Source organism: Bradyrhizobium sp. SZCCHNGR1005, assembly GCF_032489995.1.
Taxonomy (GTDB): Bacteria; Pseudomonadota; Alphaproteobacteria; order Rhizobiales; family Xanthobacteraceae; genus Bradyrhizobium.
In genome coordinates this window covers 332,348-348,320 of sequence record NZ_JAUEZC010000004.1, presented here as the reverse complement: position 1 = coordinate 348,320, position 15,973 = coordinate 332,348, and the positions used below count along the sequence as shown (strand labels likewise).

The 15,973-nt window shown below is 64.0% G+C and carries 15 protein-coding genes; 7 read left to right on the top strand and 8 right to left on the bottom strand.

The window, feature by feature from the left end:
* Positions 1-31 precede the first annotated feature (31 nt).
* Positions 32-730: a ribonuclease activity regulator RraA gene (locus QXZ85_RS19325; protein ID WP_316174642.1), complete on the bottom strand. Its 699-nt coding sequence runs from the start codon at positions 728-730 to the stop codon at positions 32-34.
* A gap of 248 nt (positions 731-978) precedes the next feature.
* On the opposite strand from QXZ85_RS19325, the gene pxpB reads away from it, so the two are divergent.
* The 3 genes from pxpB to QXZ85_RS19310 are packed head-to-tail and all read left to right on the top strand — an operon-like array spanning position 979 to position 3,563.
* A complete protein-coding gene (pxpB, locus tag QXZ85_RS19320) occupies positions 979-1,710 on the top strand; it encodes a 5-oxoprolinase subunit PxpB (protein ID WP_316174640.1) in 732 nt (243 codons plus the stop codon).
* Positions 1,707-2,744: a biotin-dependent carboxyltransferase family protein gene (locus QXZ85_RS19315; RefSeq protein WP_315704014.1), complete on the top strand. Its 1,038-nt coding sequence runs from the start codon at positions 1,707-1,709 to the stop codon at positions 2,742-2,744. Before pxpB ends, QXZ85_RS19315 begins: the two co-directional genes overlap by 4 nt.
* Positions 2,745-2,789: 45 nt before the next feature.
* The gene (locus QXZ85_RS19310) at positions 2,790-3,563 is read left to right on the top strand and encodes a 5-oxoprolinase subunit PxpA (RefSeq protein ID WP_316174638.1); all 774 of its coding nucleotides are present in this window, start codon (positions 2,790-2,792) and stop codon (positions 3,561-3,563) included.
* On the opposite strand, the gene QXZ85_RS19305 is transcribed toward QXZ85_RS19310, so the two are convergent.
* The 5 genes from QXZ85_RS19305 to QXZ85_RS19285 form a co-directional block, all read right to left on the bottom strand.
* A complete protein-coding gene (locus QXZ85_RS19305; protein WP_315704016.1) occupies positions 3,564-3,707 on the bottom strand; it encodes a hypothetical protein in 144 nt (47 codons plus the stop codon).
* 149 nt (positions 3,708-3,856) lie between these two features.
* Positions 3,857-5,461, bottom strand: coding sequence for a sulfite reductase subunit alpha (locus tag QXZ85_RS19300; RefSeq protein ID WP_315767834.1), 1,605 nt, complete (start codon positions 5,459-5,461; stop codon positions 3,857-3,859).
* The gene (locus QXZ85_RS19295; RefSeq protein ID WP_315742186.1) at positions 5,458-7,236 is read right to left on the bottom strand and encodes a NirA family protein; all 1,779 of its coding nucleotides are present in this window, start codon (positions 7,234-7,236) and stop codon (positions 5,458-5,460) included. The genes QXZ85_RS19300 and QXZ85_RS19295 overlap by 4 nt, the downstream gene beginning before the upstream one ends.
* A gap of 348 nt (positions 7,237-7,584) precedes the next feature.
* Positions 7,585-8,739, bottom strand: a complete 1,155-nt coding sequence (locus QXZ85_RS19290; RefSeq protein ID WP_315704019.1) for a CmpA/NrtA family ABC transporter substrate-binding protein — start codon at positions 8,737-8,739, stop codon at positions 7,585-7,587.
* Entirely contained in the window at positions 8,736-9,326 is a 591-nt protein-coding gene (locus QXZ85_RS19285; protein ID WP_315704020.1) for an ANTAR domain-containing response regulator, read from the bottom strand. Before QXZ85_RS19285 ends, QXZ85_RS19290 begins: the two co-directional genes overlap by 4 nt.
* 111 nt (positions 9,327-9,437) lie before the next feature.
* Here QXZ85_RS19285 and rimO point away from each other — a divergent pair, with 111 nt between their 5' ends.
* Positions 9,438-10,763 carry a 30S ribosomal protein S12 methylthiotransferase RimO gene (gene rimO, locus QXZ85_RS19280; RefSeq protein ID WP_315704021.1) on the top strand — a complete coding sequence of 442 codons (1,326 nt, stop codon included), beginning with the start codon at positions 9,438-9,440 and terminating at the stop codon, positions 10,761-10,763.
* Between the two features lie 17 nt (positions 10,764-10,780).
* Here rimO and QXZ85_RS19275 read toward each other — a convergent pair whose 3' ends face one another.
* A complete protein-coding gene (locus QXZ85_RS19275; RefSeq protein WP_315742187.1) occupies positions 10,781-11,914 on the bottom strand; it encodes a DUF2336 domain-containing protein in 1,134 nt (377 codons plus the stop codon).
* Positions 11,915-12,285: 371 nt separating this feature from the next.
* Here QXZ85_RS19275 and QXZ85_RS19270 point away from each other — a divergent pair, with 371 nt between their 5' ends.
* From QXZ85_RS19270 to QXZ85_RS19260, 3 genes are all read left to right on the top strand, one after another.
* Positions 12,286-13,482 carry an acetylornithine transaminase gene (locus QXZ85_RS19270; protein ID WP_315742188.1) on the top strand — a complete coding sequence of 399 codons (1,197 nt, stop codon included), beginning with the start codon at positions 12,286-12,288 and terminating at the stop codon, positions 13,480-13,482.
* Positions 13,483-13,602: 120 nt separating this feature from the next.
* Positions 13,603-14,013, top strand: coding sequence for a hypothetical protein (locus tag QXZ85_RS19265; RefSeq protein WP_315742189.1), 411 nt, complete (start codon positions 13,603-13,605; stop codon positions 14,011-14,013).
* Between the two features lie 119 nt (positions 14,014-14,132).
* Entirely contained in the window at positions 14,133-14,819 is a 687-nt protein-coding gene (locus tag QXZ85_RS19260; protein WP_315704025.1) for a YkgJ family cysteine cluster protein, read from the top strand.
* Positions 14,820-14,873: 54 nt separating this feature from the next.
* Here the strand turns inward: QXZ85_RS19260 and QXZ85_RS19255 are convergent, their stop codons facing one another.
* Positions 14,874-15,848, bottom strand: coding sequence for a quinone oxidoreductase (locus tag QXZ85_RS19255; RefSeq protein ID WP_315742190.1), 975 nt, complete (start codon positions 15,846-15,848; stop codon positions 14,874-14,876).
* Between the last annotated feature and the right edge of the window lie 125 nt (positions 15,849-15,973).

Here is a 15,973-nt window from a genome sequence, read left to right as displayed (position 1 = left end):
GACGGAGCGCCGGCCTTGCGCCGAAAACGAACTACTTCTTCGACGCCGCGTAGCGCGCCTTGGTTTCCGCATTCATCGGATAAAGGCCGGGCAGCACCGCGCCCTCGTTCACCTCGTCGACGATCCAGGCTTCCATGCGCTCCTGCTCCGGCCCCTCGGCCAGCACGTGGTCGAGCATCGCCTGTGGGATCAGCACTGCGCCGTCCTGGTCGGCGACCACCACGTCGTTCGGAAACACAGCGACGCCGCCGCAGCCGATCGGCTCGCCCCAGCCGACGAAGGTGAGGCCCGCCACCGAAGGCGGGGCCGCATAACCATCGCACCACACCGGCAGGCCGGTGCCGAGCACGCCTTCGACGTCGCGCACGACGCCGTCGGTGATCAGCGCGCTGACGCCGCGCTTGGCCATGCGCGCGCACAGGATGTCACCGAAGATGCCGGCGTCCTTGGTGCCCATCGCATCGACGACGGCGATGCAGCCCTCAGGCATCGCTTCGATCGCGGCACGGGTCGAGATCGGCGAGGCCCAGGATTCCGGCGTGGCAAGATCCTCGCGTGCCGGGACGAAACGCAGGGTGAAGGCAGAGCCGACCAGCCGCTTCTGGCCGGGCCGCAGCGGACGCGCGCCGCGCATCCAGACGTTTCGCAATCCCTTCTTGAGCAGGACCGTCGTAATGGTCGCGGTGGTGACGTTGGAAAGGATGGCGATCGCGTCGGGGGTCAGGGACATCTTCGGACTTCGGCTCCAATGGGAGAGATGAAAGGAAGCGCGCATCTTGCGAGGCGCGGCGTCAGCGTCAAGGGCTGCGGCTACGCGTTCAACGGATGGTGTCATGCAGGGAGATTGATAATGCCGATTTATCGCGTGACATCGGATTAATTTATTGAATTGACGGCAAATTTTCTCGCGAGGCCAATTCCGCTCACACCCAAAAGACGCTACAGCAGGATCGATCGAACGTTGATGTTCCAGAGGCCATGGCCGACACGCTTCCACCCCCTCGCCTGCTGCCCAGTGGCGATGCCGCCATCACCGTCGAGTTCAGCCGCACCATCGACGACACGGCCAACCGCAAGGTGCTGGCGCTCGACCGAGCGCTGGCGGCCGCGCCGATTACCGGCATCACGGAGACGGTGCCAACCTATCGCTCGCTGCTGGTGCATTATGATCCCGCCGCTGTCGACTACGACACGCTCGGTGCACAGCTGATGGCCCTCGCGACCGGACCGCTCCCGCTCGACAGCCAGACGCGACGCTGGCGCATTCCGGTCTGCTACGGCGGTGAGAACGGAATCGATCTGGAGGATGTCGCCAAGGCGCTGAAGACCACGCCGGACGACATCGTAGCGCGCCATGCGGCCGGCCGTTACCGTGTCGCGATGATCGGCTTCACCCCGGGCTGGTCTTATCTTTCGGGACTCGACAAGTTCCTGCACATGTCGCGGCGCGAAAGCCCGCGCCTGTTGACGCCCGCAGGCACGATCGCGATCGGCGGCATCCAGACCGGCATCCAGTGTCTTGCCGGTCCCAGCGGCTGGCACCTGCTCGGACGCACGCCGGTCAGGACCTATCAGTTGCATCGCGACCCGACCTTTCTGCTCGAGCCGGGCAACGAGGTGACGTTCTACGCCATCGACACCAAGATGTTCGCCGAGCAGGAGCGCGCCGCCGAGGCCGGCGAAATCATCGCTGAGCGAGTTGCGGCATGAGCACGCTGGTCGTCTCCAGCATCGGTCCGGCCAGTTCGGTCCAGGACGGCGGCCGCTTCGGCGCGCAACGCTATGGCCTCACGCCGTCGGGCGCGATGGACAAGCTGTCGCTGGCCGCCGCGAACGCGCTGGTCGGCAACGCACCGCTGGCGGCCGCGATCGAAATCGGCCCGTTCGGCGCGGCCTTTACCGCCAAGGATGGCGCCGTGCGCGTGAGCCTCGCCGGTGCGCCGCGCCCCGCCGACATCGCCAAGCGGCCGGTCGAGATCAACACGTCGATGACGCTGGCCGAGGGCGAGACCTTGACGCTGGGGTTCGCCCGCGGGGCGTCGTTCAGTTATCTCGCGATCGAAGGCGGCATCACCGGCGAGGCTGTGTTCGGCAGTCTTTCGGTTAATGCCCGCGCCGGGCTCGGCAGTCCCTATCCGCGGCCGTTACACACCGGCGATGTCTTGGACGCCAAGACGCCCAACGGCGCCACCGAGCGCCGGATCGAACTGCCCAAGCCTGTTTCCGGTCCGATCCGCGTCGTGCTCGGGCCGCAGGACGATGAGTTCACCGACGAGATGAAGGCGCTGTTCCTCGACAGCGAATGGAGGATTTCGGCCACCAGCGACCGCATGGGCTATCGTCTCGAAGGTCCGGCGATCCGCCACATGCACGGACATAACATCGTGTCCGACGGCACGGTGGATGGCAGCATCCAGGTGACCGGCAGCGGCGCGCCGATCGTCCTGATGTCGGACCGCGGCACCAGCGGCGGCTATCCCAAGATCGCAACCATCATCACCGCCGATTACGGCCGGCTGGCCCAGACGCCGGCAGGCACCGCCTTCCGCTTCCGCGCCGTGACCATGGCCGAGGCGCAGGCGGCGGCGCGGCAATTCAAGGATTTGCTCCGCAGGCTGCCCGATCACGTCAGCGATATCGCGGATACGACACTGAACTGCGATGCACTGTTCACGGCTAATGTCGCAGGACACGCCGTCAGCGCCACCGACGCCGCGACCTGGCTTGCGGTGAAGCCCGACTAGCCCGAACGAGTCCCTGCTTCGAACATTCAACGAGCGGATATTCCCATGACCAGCACCATCGATCTGAACTGCGATCTCGGCGAAAGCTTCGGCCCCTGGGAAATGGGCAATGACGCCGCCATGATCGAGCTTGCGACTTCGGTCAACGTGGCCTGCGGCTTCCATGCCGGCGACGCCGACATCATGCGCAGGACGGTCGAGATGGCGAAGGCCCGCGGCGTCAGCGTCGGCGCGCATCCCGGCTATCGCGATCTGCACGGTTTCGGCCGCCGTCCGGTGCCGGGCCTGAAATCATCGGAGATCGAGAACCTGGTCGCCTATCAGATCGGCGCGCTGCAGGCGATCGCGACCGCGGCGGGCTACAAGGTCACGCATGTCAAGGCGCACGGCGCCCTCTCCAACGTCGCCTGCGAGGACGACATGACCGCGAACGCGATCGCCAGCGCGATCAAGGCGGTCGATCCGAACCTGATCTTCGTCGTTCTTGCCAATTCCAAGCTGGTGCAGGCCGGTGAAAAGGCCAACCTGCCGATGGTGCATGAGGTGTTCGCCGACCGCGCCTATGGCGATGACGGCCTCTTGGTGTCGCGGAGCAAGCCAGGCGCGGTGCTGCACGATGCGAAGGTGATTGCCGATCGCGTGGTACGGATGGTGCAGGATGGGGCCGTGGTTTCCGTCACCGGCAAGGTCATCAAGATGCGCACCGACACCGTCTGCATCCACGGCGACACCGCAGGAGCCGTTGAGATCGCCCGCGAGGTGCGCAAAGCCCTGGACGCTGCCGGGATCAAGGTGGTGCCGTTCAAGACGGCGCGGTGATCAGAACGGATGGACCGAGGTGGTGCCGAAAGCGATCGCCGCGATCAGCGCAAAGGCGCTGAAGAACGCCACGATCGGCCACGCCGCGCCGACCCGGTCGAGCGGGCGGGTTTGCATCTGACGCGAGGGCTCTGACGTCCGCATGGCCGGCCTCCTGAGGGTTCCGGCCATGACAAAAGCGCTCTCGCGGCCGGTCGCAAGACAACCGGCAAAATAACGATGATCCCCCTGCCAAAGGTTCCAGGCAGATGAAAAAATTCTCGTCCGGTTCAGCTCTTCAACCGGAAACTCCCTCAGTAGACATCGAGCTGGAACCGGCCCTTCTTCTTGAGCTCCGTGACAAAAGCCACAGCCTCGTCGGTCGACCGCGCGCCGAACTGGGCGACGATATCGACCAGCGCGCGCTCGACATCCTTGGCCATGCGTTTGGCATCGCCGCAAACGTAAAGATGCGCACCCTCGGCGAGCCAGTTCCAGACCTCGCGGCCGACCTCGCGCATCCGGTCCTGCACGTAGAACTTCTTCTCGCCGTCGCGCGACCAGGCCAGCGACAGCCGCGTCAGCAGCCCGGACGTCTTCATCGCGTTGAGCTCGTCGGCGTAGAAGAAGTCGCAATCCGAGCGCTGGTGGCCGAAGAATAGCCAGTTCTTCCCCGGCGCGCCGGTCGCCTTGCGGTCGAGCAGGAATGCACGGAACGGCGCAATGCCGGTGCCCGGCCCGATCATGATGATCGGCGTCTTCTGGTCTGCCGGCAAAGCGAAGCCATGGGCCTTCTGCACATAGACCTTCAGCTTGTCGCCGGGGGTAATGCGCTCGGCCAGGAAGGTCGAAGCGAGCCCGAGCCGTTTGCGCTTGCCGACGACGTAGCGGACGCAGTCGACGGTGAGCGACAGTTTTCCGGGTGTTGCATTGTGGGAGGATGAAATCGAATAGAGGCGCGGCTGCAACGGCTCGAGGGCTTCGACGAAGGCTTCAGGGTGCGGCCGCACGCCGGAGAACTTCTGCAGTGCTGCCATGACGTCGAGCGTCGCGGCATCGCCGTCCGGATTCTCGCCTTGCGCCAGACGTCGCGCCTTCTCCCGCGCAGCGCCGCCGGTGATGAAGGAAATCAGCTCGAACAGCGTGTCGGGTGCAGGCGCTAACGAGACGTCTTCGAGCAGGCATTGCCGCAACGTCTTGCCCTTCACCTCGGTGGTGTGGGAGGCGCCGAGCAGCGCGATGATCTGATCGACCAGGCCGAGATCGTTCTTGGCGAAGATACCGAAGGAATCGCCGACGACGTAGTCGAGGCCCGCTTCCGACAGATCGAATTCGATGTGCCACGTTTCCTTTTCCGAACCGGGCTTGTTGAGAAGCCGGCGCGATAGGAACGTCGCCTCGATCGGATTGTCACGCGAACGGCCGGCCTCGCTGACGACAACGGAGACAGCAGCCGGAGTGACTTGCTCTTTCGGCCTAGGACCGGCGGCCGCCTGATCCAGCTCCGCGTGGAGCGTCTTCAACATCCGCGCGGTCTCCTTGCCGCCGGGGACGCAGAGATTAAGACGTGCTTCGCTGCGAGAGGCGATCGCCTCGGAATAGTCGCGGCAATTGTAGCCGCACTGGCCGCAATCCTGCTGCGCCATCGCTGCCATCATCCGCCGGCGGAGGGGGCGACCGTCGGCGAGCTTCATGCGCTCGGCGATCGGCAAGGTCTGATCGTGCCATGGCTCCTCGCCATCATCGGCCTCGCCCGAGGGAGCCAATAAAGCGACGTTCTGTGCCGGTGACAGCGGTACGGAGCCGTCGAGCCCAAGGGCACCGGCGAGAAAGCCGTTCAACCAGGCGCGCTGCGCATCCGAGAACGGCGCGCTAGAGGGGATGATCTCGATCTTGGAGGGAGGGGTGATCTGGTTCATGCGGACACCTCAGCTTCGGCGAGCTTGCGCAGGCTCTCGCCGTCATGCCGGCGGGCAAAGGCAAGAAAGGTTTCGTCGGGAGAGACGCGGTGGGTGATATAGGCCTTCAGCAACTTTTCGACCGTGCGCGGCGCATCATCAGCCTTGATGTCGCGATAGACCTCCTGACCAATCTCGGCCTGTGGCCCGAAGCCTCCTCCGGCAAACAGATGATAGCCCTCCACGGTCTCGTCGCTCTCGCCGAGCGGGACCTTGGCTGCGATCAGGCCGATGTCGCTGATGTAGTGCTGGGCACAGGAGTGATGGCAACCGGTCAGATGGATGTTGAGCGGCGTGTCGATCGCCACCCGGCTCTCGCACCAGTCGCCGATTTCCGCCGCATGGCGCTTAGTGTTGGAGGCGGCGAATTTGCAGCCGGCATTGCCGGTGCAGGCGATCAGGCCGGCGCGGATCTGCGACGCCTTCACGGAGAGCCCGATCTGCTCGATCGCAGCGCTTGCCAGCGCAATGTTCTCGTCGCGCACGCCCGAAATCAACAGGTTTTGCCAGACGGTGAGCCGGAGTTCGCCGTCGCCAAGATCCTGGGCGATCTTGGCGAGCCCACGCATTTGCGCGCAGGTGAGCTTGCCGACCGGCAGGACCACGCCGATCCAGTTCAGCCCTTCCTGCTTCTGCTTGTGCACGCCGATATGGGCCATGCGATCGGCTTCGGGGCGTCGCAGCAGCGCCTCTTCCGGCACGCGCGCGAATTTGCGGCCGAGTTTCTGCTCGACGGCCTCCATGAACTTGTCGACACCCATACCGTCGAGCACATATTTGAGCCGCGCCTTCAGTCGATTGGTGCGATCGCCGGTCTCGATGAAAACACGGACGATGGCATCGGCCACTGCAGTCGTCTCCTCCGGCTTGACGACGATGCCGGTGGACCTGGCGAAATCCTTGTGGCCAGTGATGCCGCCAATGCCGAGCTTGAACCAAATTCCGGCCTCGGCACCGAATCCATCCTCCACTTCGACTGCAGAAAAGGCGATGTCGTTGGTATCTTCGAGCGCCGCGATCTTGCCTGCACCGTCGAACGCGACATTGAACTTGCGCGGCAGGCCGTAGAGCGAGCGATCATTGAGGATGTGATAGTGCCACTCGCGCGCGTAAGGGCGCGTGTCCAGGAGCTCGTGCGGGTCGATGCCGGCCGTCGGCGTGCCGGTCACGTTACGGATGTTGTCGGCCCCTGAGCCCCGTGAGCACAGGCCGAGCTCCTGGATGCCCTCGAGCAACGCCACCGCATGCTTGGGCGGAATCTCGCGCAGCTGCAGATTGGCGCGGGTCGTGATGTGGCTATACGGTCCGCAGAGCTGCTCGGCGAGATCGGCAAGCCCGGACAATTGCCAGTGTTTCATGATCCCGTTCGGGATGCGCAGCCGGCACATGTAGGAATCCTGCGCCGGCGCGACATGGAAAAGTCCGTAGTAGCGCCAGCGGAAATTATCGGCCGCTGACGGCGCGGCGTTGTTGCGTGCCTGCTCCTTGAGCCGCTCATAAGCGTCGAACGGATGCAGCTCGCGCTTGAACCTCTCCTGGTCAGCGAGCTTTCTGCCGGCAGCGATCACCCCGTCCTGCGCCTTGAGATGGATGGCGTCAGGTCCGCTCGGCTCGGCGGACGCGGCACTGCCGCCGAGCGCGCGTCCAGCCTGGCTGACCTTGAGGCCTGCAGCCAGCCCTTCCAGATAGCGCTTCTGTTCGTCGGTGAAGTCGACTGAAAGCGTCTCGATTTTCATGGTCTGCGACGAAGCTCCAGCTGCCACATCAGGTGGCATCAAAGGATTTGGGGAACTGACCCCGCCTCGATCGACTCGACACGGGCCGAGTAGATCCTGGCTTGGTCCGACCAGCTTCGTTGCTGCGGAAATCCAACACGGATTGCTGTCAGCGGCATCTGCGGCGGCTGACTGCAATGCAGCATTCAAATTGCGTGCCAGCGCCAAATGTAAAAAAGGGCGTGATAAATCAATCGCCTGATGGAATCACTTCATGCCGATTGCTACGGTGGGCTCACTGCAATTGGGCAATGAGCCCAAAAATTAGCCTGATACCGGCTAGTGCCTCGTTTCCGTGCGGCCGCTCGCTCAAGCCGTCCAGCGGCCGATCTTGAACGCCTTCAGGTGACCCGGAACATCGTCAGCGGCAAAGGGCGGCCCGGCAAAGGCGCCGATGGGAGCTGCCTCGGCTGCGGCTGGCGCGCCGAGTGCGTGGTCGTAAATGTCGGGCCTGAAGACCGCCATCGCAGTTTTCAACGCATCCGGGCTCAATGGGGTTTGTCCCCACCGCACCATCTGCGCATAGAGCCAAGCGGCCTGCACCGGATCGGGGCGTCCCGCGCCCTCCCGTCCGACCAGGAGATAGCGCGCGTGTTCGCGCAAGACACCATCGGGCGCGATCTTCAATCGCCCATCGAGGGTGCGCTGGACGACGTCTGCGCCGACCCCGATCCTTTCCGGTTGCGACAGGATATGCGCGGCCTCGGCATGATTGTGCTCGATGAAATCCGCCGCACGCGAGCAGGCACGAATGAGAGCGGCGACCGTGTCCGGATTCTTCTCTGCCCAGCTCTGCCTCAGCGCCAACACCTTCTCGACGGCCCGCACCAGGATGTCGGAGACGAAATGCAGGATGTAGCCGATGCCGAGGTCGACCGCGATCGAATTCCAGGGCGCACCGACGCAGAAGCCGTCGACGTGCCCGCTCTTGATGCTGTCGACCATGTAGGGCGGCGGCAGGACAACCAGCCGCACGTCCTCGTCCGGATCGACGCCGCCGGCGGCCATCCAGAAGCGGAGCTGGTAGTTGTGGGTCGAGAACGGGAAGGTCATCCCGAAGGTCAGGGGTTCCGCGCCCTTCTTACGGCGCTTGGCGACGACTCGTGCGAGCGCGAGCGCGGTCGCCATCGGATCGAAGCGATCGCCATCGAGATGAGCCATCAGATCGGCATGCAGCGCCGGTGTGACCGTAATCGCGTTGCCGTTGACCCCGAGATTGAAGGGCGCTGATATCGGAACCTTGACATGGCCGATGCCTAGGCTGGACGCGATCGCAACGGGCGCCAGCAAATGCGCCGCGTCGAACAGGCCGATATTGAGCTTGTCGCGAACGTTCGACCAGGAGACCTCGCGGATCAGGGTGACCTCGAGCCCCTCGGCCGCCGTAAAACCCTTGTCGACGGCCACGATCAGCGCGGCAGCGTCGACCAGGGGAATGAAACCGATCCGAAGGGGCGCGCTCATTTCAGCATCTCCGATGCGGTCAGGATCGACTGGGCGATCTCGCCGATCTTCTTCTTCTCGCGCATCGCGGTGGAGCGCAAAAGGACGTAGGCCTCTTCCTCGGTGAAGCCCTTCATCTTCATCAGGATTCCCTTGGCGCGGTCGATCACCTTGCGGTCTTCGAGGGCGGATTTGGTCCGCTCCAGCTCGTCCTGCAGCTTGGCGAAGGCGTTGAAGCGGGAGATGCAGAGGTCGAGGATCGGCTTGATCCGCTCCTTCTTCAGGCCATCGACGATATAGGCCGACACGCCGGCCTCGACCGAGGCCTGGATCGAGGCCGCATCGCTCTGATCGACGAACATCGCGATCGGCCGCCGCACCGCGCGGCTGACCTGGAACATCTGTTCGAGCACATCGCGGCTGGGATTTTCCAGGTCGATCACGATGACATCCGGATCGAGCGCGTAGATCCGCGCCAGCAACCCCTGCATCTCGCTGATATGGACCACGCCGGTGAAGCCGGCCTCGCGCAGCCCCTCTTCCAGGATCGCGGCGCGGATTGGGCTCTCATCGACAATGACGATTTTAGGCGATTGCTCGGCGGTCATCGCTGGACGGGTCTCCGGGCTGTCATCCATATCATGGTCTGGGGCGGCTTAAAGTCTTGTCTTTATGGGCAATTGGGACTAGCTGACCGATATCAATCAGGCAGTTTCAGGATGCAGCAGGCCGCAGCGCCCAAGATCAGCTTTGTCTCGCTCGGATGCCCCAAGGCTTTGGTGGATTCCGAGCGCATCATCACTCGGCTGCGCGCCGAGGGTTATGAACTCGCCCGCAAGCATGACGGCGCCGATGTCGTCATCGTCAATACCTGCGGATTTCTCGACAGCGCCAAGCAGGAATCGCTGTCGGCCATTGGCGCCGCGATGGCCGAGAACGGCAAGGTGATCGTCACCGGCTGCATGGGCGCGGAGCCCGAGGCCATCGAACAGGCGTATCCGAGCGTGTTGTCGATCACCGGGCCGCAGCAATATGAGAGCGTGCTCGAAGCCGTGCACCGGGCGCTACCGCCGGTGCACAATCCGCACATCGACCTGGTGCCGCCTCAGGGCATCAAGCTGACCCCGCGGCACTACGCCTATTTGAAGATATCGGAAGGCTGCAACAACCGTTGCAGCTTCTGCATCATTCCGAAGCTCCGCGGCGACCTGGTGTCGCGCCCCGCCGCCGACGTGCTGCGTGAAGCCGAGCGACTCGTCGACGCTGGCGTCAGGGAGCTTCTGGTCATCTCCCAGGATACCTCCGCCTACGGGCTCGACCTGAAATATGCCGAGAGCCAGTGGAAGGATCGCGCGGTGCGCGCCAAGTTCATTGATTTGGCCAGGGAGCTTGGCGAACTCGGTGCTTGGGTGCGCCTGCATTACGTCTACCCCTACCCTCACGTCGACGAGGTTATCGGGCTGATGGCCGAAGGAAAGGTGTTACCGTACCTCGACATTCCGTTCCAGCACGCCAGCCCGAACGTCCTGAAGGCGATGCGCCGGCCTGCCGCGCAGGATCAGACGCTGGACCGCATCAAGGCCTGGCGGGAGCAATGTCCGGATCTCACCCTGCGCTCGACCTTCATCGTCGGCTTCCCCGGCGAGACCGATGCCGATTTCAATTATCTGCTCGACTGGTTGGATGAGGCCGAGATCGACCGGCTGGGTTGCTTCAAATACGAGCCGGTGGCGGGCGCCACCTCGAACGCGCTGCCCGGTCAGATCCCAGATGAAATCAAGCAAGAGCGCTGGGACGCGTTGATGGCTCGTCAGCAGAAGATCTCCGCGCGCAAGCTCAAGCGCAAGGTCGGCACGCGGCAGCAGGTCATCATCGACGAGGTCGGCCCGACCGTGGCCAAGGGCCGCTCCAAGGCGGATGCGCCGGAGATCGACGGCGCCGTCTATCTGTCGAGCCGCCGGCCTCTTCGGGTCGGCGAGATCGTTACGGCGAAGATCGAGCGCGCGGACGAATATGACCTGCACGGCACCGTGGCCGGCTTCTGAGGCAATCTGCGTTCGCCTCAGGGCTTCTTGGGCGGGGTGTCCAATCGCACCGTCCAGAGCTTCAACAGCCGGTGCGCTTCCTCTGCAGTGAGCGCGTTGTATTTGGTCCTGAGCTTGTCGAGTTCGTCAGGGTGGGTGGCGCCCGACATGAAGCGACTATCAAGGACCGCGTGAACTGTTTCCCAGCGTAGACCTGCCGCCTTGCATGGGATCAGAATGCCGTCGCTGCGCAGACTTTGCATCAAGGGCCGCACCACCTCGATGCTCGACTTCGACAGTTCGGCGAGGGCAGCGATGGTCTCCTCGTAGCGACGCTGGATGGCAAACTCGTGCAGGGTGCTATCGCTGAGACTGCCTTCCTTCATCAGCCGCGCCGTGGTCAGTTTGGCGCCGACGAAGTCGCGACTGCGCGACATGTCCCTGGCTGTACCAGCCAAGGCAGCGGCGATCGCAGCGCGAATTTCCTCATAAAGATGGGGCGGTGCTGACGACAACAGGCGCGCCCTCACCGCCTCCGTCGCCCCCCGCAAGAGCTTCAGACGCAGGTCCGGCGGCAGATCGGTACGAATGCCGGTGATGACAGCCAAATCCGGGTCTCCGACGGCCTGCCCGATGATGGCCGCGAAACCGGCCGCCGATATTCGCGCGCCCGGATTCTTCATCAGCCGATGGCTGACGCTCGGGTAGCGCCGGGCCAGCAGCGCATCGGACACGACCTCCTGCAGCCACCAGCGGCCCGCAATGGCCAGCAGGTGCTTTTCGCCTTTTGTCTCTGCGAGTTCGGTCAGATCGGAAGCGGTCAGTCGCGGCGATTCGGACAGCACGGGTCCGGCGACGGCGATGTCCTCGCTATGAGCCAGCCGGCGGATGATCGATACCGGAGCCTGGGATACCGGCGCCAACTGCGCGCTCAGTTCAGCGAGAGCGATGCGCGCACTCGCATCGGCCAGCGCCCGCAATTCGATCGTGTTGACGAGCCGCTCGAAGATATCGGCAAACAGCGCGTGTTGCTCGAGATCGAAAGTGCCGGCGGAGGCCGCGAACAGCGAGCCAACCCGTCCGGCCATTGCGCAGCAGCGATCGGCGGAGCCTGCAGCTATCGCCGCCTCCACTTCGTCAGCGATCGTCCGGCTCGCGTCGACATCGCCCATTCCGAGCGCCTGTATCTCCGATGTTCCGGATCAAGGTAGATGTCTTTACCTAAATGTTTCGTAAAATTGCCCTCAACCCGGCCGCGAGCGGCTCGCTTTCCGCCATTGCCGCTGGCGCCAACCGGAACATACCTTGACACCGTCAGCGCTCCGACTGTATGGCTCCGGCATGATCACCATTCGGACCAGCCGCCGCGCCGCCGCTTGCCGTCGTCACCGCCGTGACGACGCCGGGGCGCGCCATGTCCGAGCACGACGCTGATCAGCTAACAGCACATCAGCTTCAGGTTTCGAGAAGGCCGCTCCCACAAAGGAGCGGCCTTCTCGCTTTTCAGCCCCCAAATTCTCATCCCACCCCAGGAGTGTCCGCGATGCTGACTGCCCAATACCCCTACGACGCGCTGATGGAGATCACCGCGCGTCCGAAGATCGTATTCGTCCAGGGCAAAGGCTCGCGTCTTTGGGACGACAGCGGCAAACGCTATCTCGATTTCATCCAGGGCTGGGCCGTCAACGCGTTGGGCCATGCCCCGCCGGCGGTGGCCAAGGCCCTGGCGGACCAGGCGACGCGGCTGATCACGCCGAGCCCTGCCTATTTCAACGACACCAGCCTCAAGCTTGCGAAGGCGCTGGTCGAGCAATCCTGCTTCGACCAGGTGTTCTTCGCCAATTCAGGCGCAGAGGCCAATGAAGGCGCCATCAAGCTGGCGCGTAAATATGGAACGCGCCACAGAAACGGCGCCTATGAGATCATCACCTTTGCCGGCGGCTTCCACGGCCGGACGCTTGCAACCATGTCGGCGTCCGGCAAGAAGGCATTCGAGCCGCTGTTCGAACCCAAGGTGTCTGGTTTTCCAAAGGCTCGCCTGAATGACATTGCATCCGTCGAAGCGCTGATTTCGGACCGGACCATCGCGATCATGCTCGAGCCGATCCAGGGCGAAGCCGGCGTGTGGCCGGCCACCGATCAGTTCCTGCGTGAGCTGCGTGCCTTGACCACGCAGCACGGCTTGCTCCTGATCGTCGACGAGATCCAGACCGGCATGGGACGAACCGGCAAACTGTTCGCCTATGAGCATGCAGAGATCACGCCCGACATCATGACGCTCGGCAAGGGAATCGGCGGCGGCGTGCCGCTGGCCGCCCTGCTCGCGACCGAGCAGACCTCCTGCTTCGAGCATGGCGACCAGGGCGGCACGTTCAACGGCAATCCGTTGATGTGCGCGGCAGGGCTCGCGGTGATGGAAGAGATCGGTAGTCCCGGCTTCATGAAGTCCGCGGCCGAGACCGGCCTGCATCTCGAGGCCGAACTGCAGCGGCTCTCGGCGCGGCATGGGCTCGGCGAGGTGCGTGGCCGCGGTCTTCTGCTGGCGCTTGATCTGAAACTCCCGATAGCGAGCGCCATCGCGAGCCAGGCGTTTGAAGCCGGCCTGCTGCTCAATGCGCCGCAGCCGGACACGCTGCGCTTCATGCCGGCGCTGAACGTCACGCGGGAGGAGATCGCGGAGATGATCGCAACGCTCGACGCGATCCTGACCAAAGCCGGCGCCGCCCGGCTCGTCGCGTAGCCTTCCTCACGTCAAACGCAAGCAGGCTCACGTCGAACGACGCGAGCCTGTGCGGTTTGATTTATGTCAAAGACAGCGGCGGTCGTTCGCGTGGATGGTTTACGCGCCGAACACCTGCGAATGGCTGACCATCGTTATATCAGTTTGACTATAACGATTGCACGGAAAATGTCCAGCCTGCCGAGGAAAGCGGCACTTGCCGGGAGCAAGCGGAAGATCAACGGGCCGACAACGAGGTCGGCCGGAACAGGAGATAAGATGGCAAGAGACAATCTGGCGCGGGTTTCGCCCGTCGGCGAGGCCGTTGCGCCGAACCCGGTGAATGAGGAGGTGCTGATCCACGTCCGCTTCTTCCCCAGCTCTGAAATCAATTCGATCGGTGAGAAGCCTGCTCATTTGACCGCGAATGCGTGGTACGAACTCCTGCTCGAGAAAGCCCGCCCGCATTACCAGACCTTCGCCGGCGGTCGCGGCTTTTTCCGCATCCCCCGTCCCCGCTTCGAGGCGATCCTGAAGGACACCGCCGCCTGATCCGATTGATCTTGCCGAGGCGGTGAGCGTCCCTACCGCCGAAGCTGTCGACCGCGACGTGCCGGGCGCCGCGGTCGACGAGCCAATACGCATCGTCAACCATGCGCCGGAGAGCGCCCGTGAGTGATGCCGCATTTGCCCGGCTGCAGGTCGCCTTCGACTCGATCCTGGCCCCATTGTCCGGCTCAAGCAGCCTCGTCGAGGCGCTGGTCAACCGGGCGTTCGACCTGTTCGAAGCCAATATCGGCACACAGACGGCGCATCTGCCGCCGCTCGCGTGCTGCAAAGGTTGTCCATCCTGCTGCGCACTCCGGGTGACCGCGACAGCGGCAGAAATCTTCCTGATCGCGCGCTATGTCCGCCAGATTGACGACAGCCCGTCGGGTTCGGCCGTCGGTTTGTCGCGTCGGATCACGCACGCCAACCGGGCGACGCAAGGCTTGAGCGAAGCCGAGCGCATGGCGCGGCGCCAGCCCTGTCCGTTCCTCGTCCGCGGCGCCTGCATCATCCACCCCGTTCGGCCGTTGGCCTGTCGAGGGCACGCCTCGTTCGATCGGCGCGCTTGTGCGCAGGCCATGGCCGGACGGGACGTCGATGTTCCGGTCTCGGCGCCACACCTCGCGCTGCGCGGTCTCATTCAGGATGCGCTCAGGTCCGCGTTGAGCCGCGCTGGGTTGGTCGCGGGCCTCTATGAGCTGAACCACGGGCTGGTCCTCGCGCTCGGCGACAGGACGCGCGAGCGGGACTGGACGCTCGGATTGGACAGCCTTGAACCCGCGGGGATCGCGATGGTGGCGACAGCGTGACTGGCCTCTGCCCGAGTGGCCCAGCAGGCGAACCGCAAGAGCAGACCGTATCCGTCAGGGCTTCAGGATCGAGGCGCCCGTGGTGGCGCGGCTTTCGAGATCGGCATGCGCCTTCGCGGCATCCTTCAGCGCATAGGCGTGATTGATCTGGACATGCAGCTTGCCGCTGATCACCGCCGCGAACAGCGTATCGGCGCCTTCGAGCAGCTCGGCGCGCTTGCCGATATAATCGTTGAGCTTCGGCCGCGTCGCAAACAGCGAGCCGTGGTTGTTGAGCTCGGCGATGGAAAACGGCGGCACCGGGCCTGAGGCATTGCCGAAGCTGACGAACAGTCCGCGTGGCTTCAGGCAGGACAGCGAGCCGGGAAAGGTGTCCTTGCCGACGCCGTCATAGACCACGTCGCAGAGTTCGTTGCGGGTGACCTGTTTGACGCGCGCGACGAAATCCTCCTCGTTGTAGAGGATCACATGGTCGCAGCCATTGGCGAGTGCGAGCTCGGCCTTCGCCCTCGATCCGACCGTGCCGATCACATGTGCGCCGAGCGCTCGCGCCCATTGGCAGGCGAGCAGGCCGATGCCGCCGGCCGCCGCATGGATCAGCACGCGGTGATGCGGTTCAACCTTGAAGGTCTTGTGCAGGAGATACCAGACCGTGAGGCCCTTGAGCATCAGCACCGCGCCCTGCTCGTAGGTGATGTGATCCGGCAGCTTGACGAGGCGCTCCCAGGGAATGTTGCGCTCGGTCGCGTAAGCGCCGAGGTTGTGGTAGTAGGCAACGCGATCGCCGGGATGAAAATGGGTGACGCCCGGTCCGACCGCGGTCACCTCACCGGCGGCCTCGTTGCCGATGACGAAGGGCAGCCCGGGCGCCTTGTAGAGGCCGGTGCGATAATAGACGTCGATGAAGTTGAGGCCGACCGCGTGCTGCCGGATGCGTACTTCGCCGACGGCCGGTGCGTCGATCTCGACGGGCTCGTAGACGAGGGCGTCCGGGCCACCCACCTTGTGTACGCGCACCGCCTTGACCATTGCGTCTGCTCCTCCGGGCATTTGCGGCCGCGTGTTCTGGGGCTGGCCGAACAGATTGTGACAAATATCTGATTCTCTTAGAATATCAGGATCAGCCGATATCCCCGTGCAAAGCCCAAGGACGG

Coding starts and splice junctions, on each gene's coding strand:
- pxpB (WP_316174640.1), top strand. CDS start 979: ATGGCCGACACGCTTCCACCCCCTCGCCTGCTGCCCAGTGGCGATGCC.
- QXZ85_RS19305 (WP_315704016.1), bottom strand. CDS start 3,707: ATGCGGACGTCAGAGCCCTCGCGTCAGATGCAAACCCGCCCGCTCGAC.
- QXZ85_RS19310 (WP_316174638.1), top strand. CDS start 2,790: ATGACCAGCACCATCGATCTGAACTGCGATCTCGGCGAAAGCTTCGGC.
- QXZ85_RS19275 (WP_315742187.1), bottom strand. CDS start 11,914: ATGGGCGATGTCGACGCGAGCCGGACGATCGCTGACGAAGTGGAGGCG.
- rimO (WP_315704021.1), top strand. CDS start 9,438: ATGCAGCAGGCCGCAGCGCCCAAGATCAGCTTTGTCTCGCTCGGATGC.
- QXZ85_RS19295 (WP_315742186.1), bottom strand. CDS start 7,236: ATGAAAATCGAGACGCTTTCAGTCGACTTCACCGACGAACAGAAGCGC.
- QXZ85_RS19270 (WP_315742188.1), top strand. CDS start 12,286: ATGCTGACTGCCCAATACCCCTACGACGCGCTGATGGAGATCACCGCG.
- QXZ85_RS19255 (WP_315742190.1), bottom strand. CDS start 15,848: ATGGTCAAGGCGGTGCGCGTACACAAGGTGGGTGGCCCGGACGCCCTC.
- QXZ85_RS19265 (WP_315742189.1), top strand. CDS start 13,603: ATGGCTGACCATCGTTATATCAGTTTGACTATAACGATTGCACGGAAA.
- QXZ85_RS19300 (WP_315767834.1), bottom strand. CDS start 5,461: ATGAACCAGATCACCCCTCCCTCCAAGATCGAGATCATCCCCTCTAGC.
- QXZ85_RS19285 (WP_315704020.1), bottom strand. CDS start 9,326: ATGACCGCCGAGCAATCGCCTAAAATCGTCATTGTCGATGAGAGCCCA.
- QXZ85_RS19290 (WP_315704019.1), bottom strand. CDS start 8,739: ATGAGCGCGCCCCTTCGGATCGGTTTCATTCCCCTGGTCGACGCTGCC.
- QXZ85_RS19315 (WP_315704014.1), top strand. CDS start 1,707: ATGAGCACGCTGGTCGTCTCCAGCATCGGTCCGGCCAGTTCGGTCCAG.
- QXZ85_RS19325 (WP_316174642.1), bottom strand. CDS start 730: ATGTCCCTGACCCCCGACGCGATCGCCATCCTTTCCAACGTCACCACC.